General features: G+C 42.9%; 7 protein-coding genes. 3 read left to right on the forward strand and 4 right to left on the reverse strand.

Annotation, left to right across the window (positions count from 1 at the left end; genetic code table 11):
- Positions 1-109 precede the first annotated feature (109 nt).
- Both CEX98_RS10755 and dapE read right to left on the reverse strand, forming a co-directional pair.
- Positions 110-556: an Hsp20 family protein gene (locus CEX98_RS10755; protein ID WP_099642071.1), complete on the reverse strand. Its 447-nt coding sequence runs from the start codon at positions 554-556 to the stop codon at positions 110-112.
- A gap of 152 nt (positions 557-708) precedes the next feature.
- Entirely contained in the window at positions 709-1,887 is a 1,179-nt protein-coding gene (gene dapE / locus CEX98_RS10760) for a succinyl-diaminopimelate desuccinylase (RefSeq protein WP_099642072.1), read from the reverse strand.
- Positions 1,888-2,145: 258 nt separating this feature from the next.
- On the opposite strand from dapE, the gene CEX98_RS10765 reads away from it, so the two are divergent.
- Entirely contained in the window at positions 2,146-2,796 is a 651-nt protein-coding gene (locus tag CEX98_RS10765) for an OmpW/AlkL family protein (RefSeq protein WP_099642073.1), read from the forward strand.
- Between the two features lie 72 nt (positions 2,797-2,868).
- Here the strand turns inward: CEX98_RS10765 and CEX98_RS10770 are convergent, their stop codons facing one another.
- Positions 2,869-3,402, reverse strand: coding sequence for a thioesterase family protein (locus tag CEX98_RS10770; RefSeq protein ID WP_099642074.1), 534 nt, complete (start codon positions 3,400-3,402; stop codon positions 2,869-2,871).
- Positions 3,403-3,574: 172 nt separating this feature from the next.
- Here CEX98_RS10770 and CEX98_RS10775 point away from each other — a divergent pair, with 172 nt between their 5' ends.
- Positions 3,575-4,066 (forward strand): hypothetical protein, encoded by a 492-nt coding sequence (locus CEX98_RS10775; protein WP_099642075.1) that lies wholly within the window; start codon positions 3,575-3,577, stop codon positions 4,064-4,066.
- Positions 4,067-4,099: 33 nt separating this feature from the next.
- On the opposite strand, the gene tyrR is transcribed toward CEX98_RS10775, so the two are convergent.
- Positions 4,100-5,656, reverse strand: coding sequence for a transcriptional regulator TyrR (gene tyrR / locus CEX98_RS10780; protein ID WP_099642076.1), 1,557 nt, complete (start codon positions 5,654-5,656; stop codon positions 4,100-4,102).
- Positions 5,657-5,942: 286 nt separating this feature from the next.
- Here tyrR and CEX98_RS10785 point away from each other — a divergent pair, with 286 nt between their 5' ends.
- Positions 5,943-8,147, forward strand: coding sequence for a CapA family protein (locus CEX98_RS10785; protein ID WP_172439754.1), 2,205 nt, complete (start codon positions 5,943-5,945; stop codon positions 8,145-8,147).
- Positions 8,148-8,154 lie beyond the last annotated feature (7 nt).

The raw sequence follows: 8,154 nt of genomic DNA on the forward strand, positions 1-8,154 counted from the left end.
CCAACAGGCCCTAGATAATGACACTACCACGATAAGCGTTTGTTTTGGTTATATCAACAAAAAAGCCGCCTTGCGGCGGCGGGTTGGAAAACTGCAGGCTTGGTTCTTGTTACTTACTTTCTAACAATTTGCTTGAACCAATTTCTATTTTTCTTGGTTTTAGTGCCTCTGGAATTTCACGCTCAAGGTCGATAACCAGTAAGCCATGATTTAAGTCTGCACCTAACACCTTAACGTGATCCCCCAACTGGAACTTGCGCTCAAATTCGCGTTCCGCAATACCTTGGTGAATAAACTTACGCTCTTTTGACTCTTCAGCTTGTTGCTTTTTGCCTTTAACCGTCAAGGTGTTATTTTCTGATTCCAGTGTAAGCTCTTGCTCCGTAAATCCGGCAACAGCCATGGTAATTTGGTATTTATCTTTACCTAGAGCCTCGATGTTGTATGGCGGATAACTTGGCTGTTTGTCTGTTCTTGCAGCCGCATCCATCATTGACGCTAGGTGATCAAAACCGATAAATGAACGATAAAGTGGTGATAAATCTACTGTACGCATAATCTGTATCCTCTTAAAGCTATACATAGGTGCTCACTCTTCAACAGAACCAATAAGCACTTTAAAAACAAATAGTTAATTTAGTATAGGCCCCTATCGGCGACCTCATAACCCTATTTATGGTCAGCAAATTTAATTTCAAGAAAAATTTTTCAAAAAAAATCACTTTTTTTAAAAAATCTTTTTAAAACAGAGGTATATATTTTTTCAATGGTACAAAGGTCCATCAGCGATACATGTTCATTCACTTGGTGAATGGAATCGTTCTTTACACCACACTCAATCACTTGGGTTTTGTCAGTAGCATAAAAGCGACCATCCGATGTTCCGCCTGCTGTGCTCAAAGCAGGATACTGACCGGTGCTTTCCTTTACCGCCTGTTCAACCAGACTCAAAAAGCAATTATCCTGCTTTGCGCCTGTATAGAATGACTCACAAGGGCGCTCCCACAAGATCTCTGAAATTGCACCTGACTTTGCCAACGACTCTTGAATGTAATGAATAACTTCTTGGCTTTTATACGCATGGCTATAGCGAATATTAAAAGTGATCTCACATTCTGAAGGCACTAGATTATCAACGATGTTGGGGACCGTGATCCCGGTCACTTGCAAAGTGGTTTGCGACCCTGCTTCATCTTTCCACCAAGGTAAGATGGCAAGCTGACTTACTAGCTGTCCAGCGATATGCGCCGCATTTACGGTTTGCTCAGGATAAGCAACATGCCCCGCTCGCCCCTTAATATGTATGCGACCAGAAATTGCACCTCGCCGGCCATTTTTGATGGTATCTCCAACCGCCTGATGAGAAGTTGGCTCTCCCACAAGGCAAGCGTTAAGTTCAATGCCTTTGTCTAACAAACGCTGTGCAATTAACTTTGAGCCAAATTCAGCTTCCCCCTCTTCATCTGAGGTGAGCAACCAGTAGAAACTTCCCTGAAGGTCTTGCTGACTCTGTAGTAATGTTCGCGTTGCAGCTAGCATGGCTGCAACGCCACCTTTCATATCAGCGGCCCCGCGACCATATATAACGTCATCTACCACCTGCGCGCTAAATGGAGGCACTATCCAGCCTTTATCACTTGCTGGGACAACATCAACATGGCCAGAAAATGCCAATGTAGGCCCATCCGAAAAGTGGTAGCTTGCAATTAAGTTTTTAACGCCCTGCACTTCAAATGTCTCAATGCTAAAACCCAAGCTGGCTAATTGCGCCGACATAAACGCTATGGTACCTGCATCGCACGGCGTCACTGAAGGCGCTTGAATTAAGTGTCGTAATATCTCTACAGCATAGGACGTATGGTATTGTTGCTCTAAGGCTAGTGACATAATTAAGCATCGTTGTAGTAAAAACCTATTCGCTATTAAAAGGGGCAACTTTGACCAAAGCATTGCAGTTTTAATGCAGGTTAATGACAAGTGAAAACTTAATCTAAATCAAAGTTTCAAAAATTTCTGAACCTATACAATTTAAAAATTGATCTAGAACAGCTTTTCTATTTTTGAAGGCTCTTATGATGACCATATTGAAAACACACACTGTTTCACAGTTTAAAAAACGTCCTCACATAGGGTTAGGAGAAGAAAATGAAAACTTTAACTGCTGCACTTTTATCTACTCTGTTAGTTGCTGCTCCCTTCGCACAAGCAAAATTCAGTGTCAATGTTGGTGCGATTAACGTAAACCCTGACAACACAGCTTCGGCAATTGACCAAGATAAATCCCTTGGCTTAGTTGCTGACTCAAATACACAGCTTGGTATCACGGTAGACTATCACTACAACGATAACATCGTGTTTGAATTAGTTGCAGCGACACCATTTTCTCATACTGTAGATGGCGCTGGTGGTTTAGCAGGCAATGAGATTGCAGATGTAAAACATCTACCACCAACGTTACTGGCTCAATATCACTTCTTTGATGCTTCAGCTAAGTTCCGTCCATTTATTGGTGCCGGTTTGAACTATACGGTGTTCTTTGATGAAGAGCCAAGCGCAGCATTAAAAGCAACATTAAAAACAAATGATGTTGATCTTGATTTAGACAGCTCGTTTGGTATTGCATTACAGGTTGGTTTTAACTACGACTTAAATGAGAAATGGGGCCTTCACGGTATGATTTCTAAAATGGACATCAACACAGATGCAACTGTGTATGCAAATGGCGTAAAAGCACTCACTTCTGATGTCGAGCTGGACCCAGTTGTTGCAATGTTCGGTGTTAAATACAAGTTCTAACTAAAAAACAGATTTACTGTTACTTTCTCAATCCCCAAGGCCACTTTCGTGGCCTTTATGCTATGTTTTTAGTTATAAATTGCTGTTCTTTTTCGCTTCAAGCATTGCCTTCCAATGCATGATTTCAGGCGGTAAAATTGGTGCCTCTCCTTTAAATTCAGCAACCTCTAGCATTTCTTCAACTGCAACTACTCCACCTTTACGCTTAAATACGCCGCGAACGTAAGCAATGGCATGTAAGCCTCGTGTTGAGTGAAACCTTTGTTCAATATAGAAATACTTATGGTCCCAACCCACCACTTTAGTGGTAATAGTAAATTTTTGTAGTGGTTTAATATCACGGATGTAAGTAATAGCTGTGGCGTTTACTATGGGGAACCAGCGACGCTTCATCACCGCAGCAAATAGCCCCACCCGTTCAGTCATCCACGTTCTTGCGAGATCCATAAATGCAAGGTAGCGCGAATTCGTTAAGTGCATGTTGATATCACAATCGCTCGGTAGAGCCCGATACTCAATATCAACCGCAGAAAGAATAGAATCTGCCTTTTGTTTGTTTTGTCTTATTTTCCAAAATAGCAGTATTAAACGAAAATATAAGTTCATAGCAATGGTCTAACCAGTTAACAATTTTTCGATTCTAGCATAGCAGTTCATATTCTAAAGTGATTATTTTGCTACGCTACTCCCCAGCCGATAAATGTCGACAAGTTCCGTTTATTCCTTGCGATAACGACTTTGGTAAACTAAATTAAATGTAAAAATAGAAGTGAACCCGATGAACATATTATCCCTAATTACCTGTTCTACATTGCTTGCATTTTCAAGTGCTTGCTACGCTGATTTTGACTTTAAAGGCGAAGGAACCCTAACTTATCCGACTGGGGTAGATAAAGCGTTTGAGTTTGGTTTTGCTTGGAATAAGCAAGCTGAGAAATTTCGCATAGGTGCTAACCAATACGATATGTCAGAATTGCCAGAGTCATACTCTGTCGCAATAACGTTAAGTAAAGATGACACCCGAATATGGATTCAGGAGTTCAATCAAGGGTTCATTTCTGAGTTCACATGGAACATTGCTGATCATACTATTGCGCTGGTCAAGAAAGACTTTAAAAACGCTGTAAAAGGAAATTATGTCTTGACCGTAAATGGCATTGATTATTTCTTTGCTAGAGATAATGTCAGTATTACCCTTTCATTCGATGATGATGGTATTGAGAATGTCAAAGTCGATGGCGTTACAAAGGACATGGGCACGAAATCATAAAGGTCGCGGCAAGCGACCTTTACAAGGTTAAGATTACACTTTGACCGTTTTTCTGTTAATGCCATATTCCCGCAGCTTGTTAGCTACTGCCGTATGACTGAGGCCCAGTCGTTTTGCAAGCTGCCTAGAGCTCGGGTAAGCAGGGTAAAGTTTTCTCAGTAAGGTCGCTTCAAAGCGTTTAACTGCTTGGTCTAACGTCCCTTCAAAGTCTGACTCTAAATAACCTAAGTCATGAGTAAAGGTTGGTAGGTTTAGATGCTCTGTCCGAAGCTCTTTGTCGTCCAATAACGAAACGGCACGATAAATCGCATTTTCCAACTGTCTAACGTTTCCAGGCCAAGGGTACTGCTCTAAAAATTCAATACACTCTTTCGCAAAAGTAGGAGCTGGGTGACCATTTTGCTGTGCATACTTTTGAACAAAGTGCTCAGCCAATGGACCAATATCGGCTTTTCTGTCCCTCAGTGGTGCAATCTCAAGTGTAAGCACATTGATGCGATAATAAAGATCTTCTCTAAATGCCCCCTCTTGAACCATAGCAGGCAGATCTTTTTGCGTCGCGGCGATGATCCTAACATTCACTTTAACTTCGTTTTCATCTCCCACCTTGCGGAAGGTTCCATCTTGCAAAAAGCGTAGAAGCTTAGTCTGCAATTGCGTAGACATTTCACCGACTTCATCTAAAAATACCGTGCCACCGTCTGCTTGCTCTAATACTCCACGCTTGGGTGCTGCATTTTCCTCGTATCCGGCGTAGCCAAACAGCTCAGATTCTGCGACATCATCCGGTAAAGAAGCGCAAGAAAGGGCAATAAACGGTTTTAAGGAACGATTCGAAGCGTAGTGACAAGACCTAGCTAATAACTCTTTACCCGTTCCAGTTTCACCAGTAATTAAGATGGGGGCTTCCAGCTGCGCCATTTTTCTAGCCTCTCGAACCACTCTGCGCATTGCTGTGCTGTGGTTGTGGATAGTTGCAAAGCTTTCTTGGCCGTAACGACGAAACGCACTGACTTGCTGCCCTAAGCGTGACTGAGACTTAATGTTGATCACGGCCCCAGCGAGTACATCGCCTTCAATACCTTGAGGAACAGAGATAGGTAAAATATCTGCGATAAAATCTTCACCACCGACCTCAACACGAGTTGTCTGCCCTAATACCTCTTTACCCTCTAACCAACGAGTAAAGTTAAACCCTTTCAATAGGTTATTAATATTCGCACCGATCACTTCTTTTTCAAGCATATTCAGATCACGACAAGCGGCATCGTTGCAATGACGCACCCATCCTTTTGCATCGATAGAAATGACCCCATCAGGTAAAGCACTCAGTAGCGTATTTAACTCATTATGCTCTCGCTCTGACGGTAAAAACGCAGTGGTACGAACATCTTCAACCCCATCGATCAAACGGATTTCAGGCATGATCTTTTGAAACTGTTCAAATTCTATGGGCGGAAAGCTCACGTACATTCGACAATTTACCGAGTCAACTTCTATACCTTTTAAGTCCACACGATAACTCACCAAGATATTGAGAATTTCTTGGGCAATACCAATACGGTCAGCGCAATGTATCTCTAGACGCATTTGTTCCTCAAAGCGGGTTTACACGATTGACTGGATCATACTCTAAGAATAGCTGGGCGACTAGGAAAACGTAAAGAATATTGAACAGAATTTTAACTCAGTACGCTAATTTCTGTCCTATACTAAGTGCAATCAAAACAGTTTATTAATACTCGCGCTTCCCCTTTAATTAAGCATTTGATTTGGAAACTTACTTTTAATAGAGATGATTGCAACGCAGCGACTGCCACATATATAATACAAAAGAACTGGATAATGTTTCTTTTTTGAAAGCAGGTTTGTAACAATGAAAAATTTATTAAGTCTCGCGTTACTATTATTACTAACGGCCTGCTCAGTTGAAGATCCGAATGAAACCGGCCCGTCCCAAACCGATAGAAACGAAGACCAAAGTCAGCAAGATAGAGATAACGATACGGCAAATTTGAGCGTGCAGCTGCAAAACAGTGCGGGTAACCCCATTAGTCAAGCAAAGCTCATCATTAACGATCAAGCATTCATTGCTAACGGCAGCGGGATCATTGACTTGTCAGCACTGCCATTTGGCACTTATGTTGCTACCATAGAACATCCCGAGTACTTGCCATTAGTATTCACCTTAGCCAATCACAGCAGTGACAAACAACAACTCGCCATCGAGCTAAAACCAAAATCTAACACCATTAAAACGTTACTGTTTGCCGGTGATACCATGTTTGGGCGCCGTTACTTTAACCCAACCCTCATTACCATGGGTAACTCTCTTTCTAGTACCAGTGATGGCCTTATCCAGCCTGCTACTGCAGGCCCAGACGCTCAAGCACTAGTAAAGTATATGTCCCCTTTATTTCAACATGTGGATTTTGCCTCGGTCAACTTAGAGTCGCCAATTCTTAACAATCCCACGACCGTTCATCCTACTAAAGAGTTTGCCTTTTTTAGCCTGCCAGAGTCGCTTATCGCCTTAAATGACCTTGGAGTTGACTATGTTGCGCTGGGCAATAACCATGTCTACGACTACCAGTCCACGGGGCTTAAGGACACCATCCAATACGTTGAGCAAGCAGGTTTAAAACACAGTGGTGCAGGAGAAGATGCACAATCAGCTTTTGCGCCTTATCGTTTTGTACTCGGTGAAACAACGCTAGATTTAGTATCGGCTACATCGATTACTGGCGATCAGCATGCTGTCACTTATGTCGCCTCAGACTCAAAAGGCGGTGCAGCAGATCTTACCGCTCCCAATGGGGTAAGCGGCACAATCAGGCAATCGAGGCTTGACAATCATTTTGTTATTGCACAGCTACATGGCGGTGATGAGTACTCCTATGCCCCCACTGCGTATATTTCCAACCGCTTCGAGCTGCTGTCTCAAAGTGGCGCAAATCTGATGATTGCGCATCATCCACACGTTGCTCAAGGGTTTGGGTTATATAATGATGTTCCAGCTATATTGGGACTCGGCAACTTCGTATTCGAGCAAAATCGCCTTGAAACTTTTTTAGGTTTGATAACTATCGTTGAGTTAGATACCGCAGGCGCGCCCACTATTACCGCATTAAAGGCCTACCCAGTTTATTTGGAAGACTATGTGCCCAAGCTAGTCAGTGGTGATTTGGCAAACGCATTGCTGAAACGAATAGCAGAGTTTTCATCTCCTGAAATTGGCATTTCATTGCAAGCAGGGTTTGCTGAGGTGGCTTTTGACAAGCCAGTACAGGCAACAGAGACAAGCCAGCAGGTAATAAGCTTGGCAGCCGGAGAACATATTATTGATTTACGCCAGTACGCAACAAGTGCCGAATACGTGAGTCAAATAGTCAGCACAGACTCACAAGCTCAGCTGACCCTTGGCCGCGATTTACTCTTTTTCGGTGATTTTGAAGATTGGGACAGCGACAGCGAGCAAGGTGAGGTGTCACGCTGGCTTATAGAGTCTGATGATATTGCGCCATGCTTAGTGGGTAAATTTAGAGGAGTACAAGGATTGTGTTTACAGCGCACTCAATTCGATGAAACACCAACCAGAGTGCCTTTCAAACATACCATTCGCACCATGCCGATTACGCCAGCTCCAAGTACTGCTTTGGCCTATCACGACCTGACACTTTTTGGCTATGCCAAAGGAAGCAACGCGGGAGAGTTCAAAGCCGATATTCGCGTTTTAACATCTGAAGACAGCCTTGTATTTTCGGAGTCGAACCCGGTACTCAAATCTGCGGGGGATTATGAGTGGCAGTCGTTTAAGCAAGACATCGTGTTACCGGACGACTCTGTGGTGCTCGGAGACAAAAGGTTACCAGCTAGAGGCGTGCAATTTGGCCTCTCCATGTCACCACCAAGCAGTGGCGAAAGTACACTGTTTTTAGACGATATCGCGATGATCTCATGGCAGCGCCCAATTATCCTTAACAATAAAAAATGGCATAGCAATCAAATTCATGGACTACAATTTATCAGAGTAAATACGGAAAGTTCAGTAGAGCTCACGCTCACTTTTAGCCAACAATAATAGAGAC

The organism is Pseudoalteromonas piscicida (assembly GCF_002744175.1).
Taxonomy (GTDB): Bacteria; Pseudomonadota; Gammaproteobacteria; order Enterobacterales; family Alteromonadaceae; genus Pseudoalteromonas; species Pseudoalteromonas piscicida_B.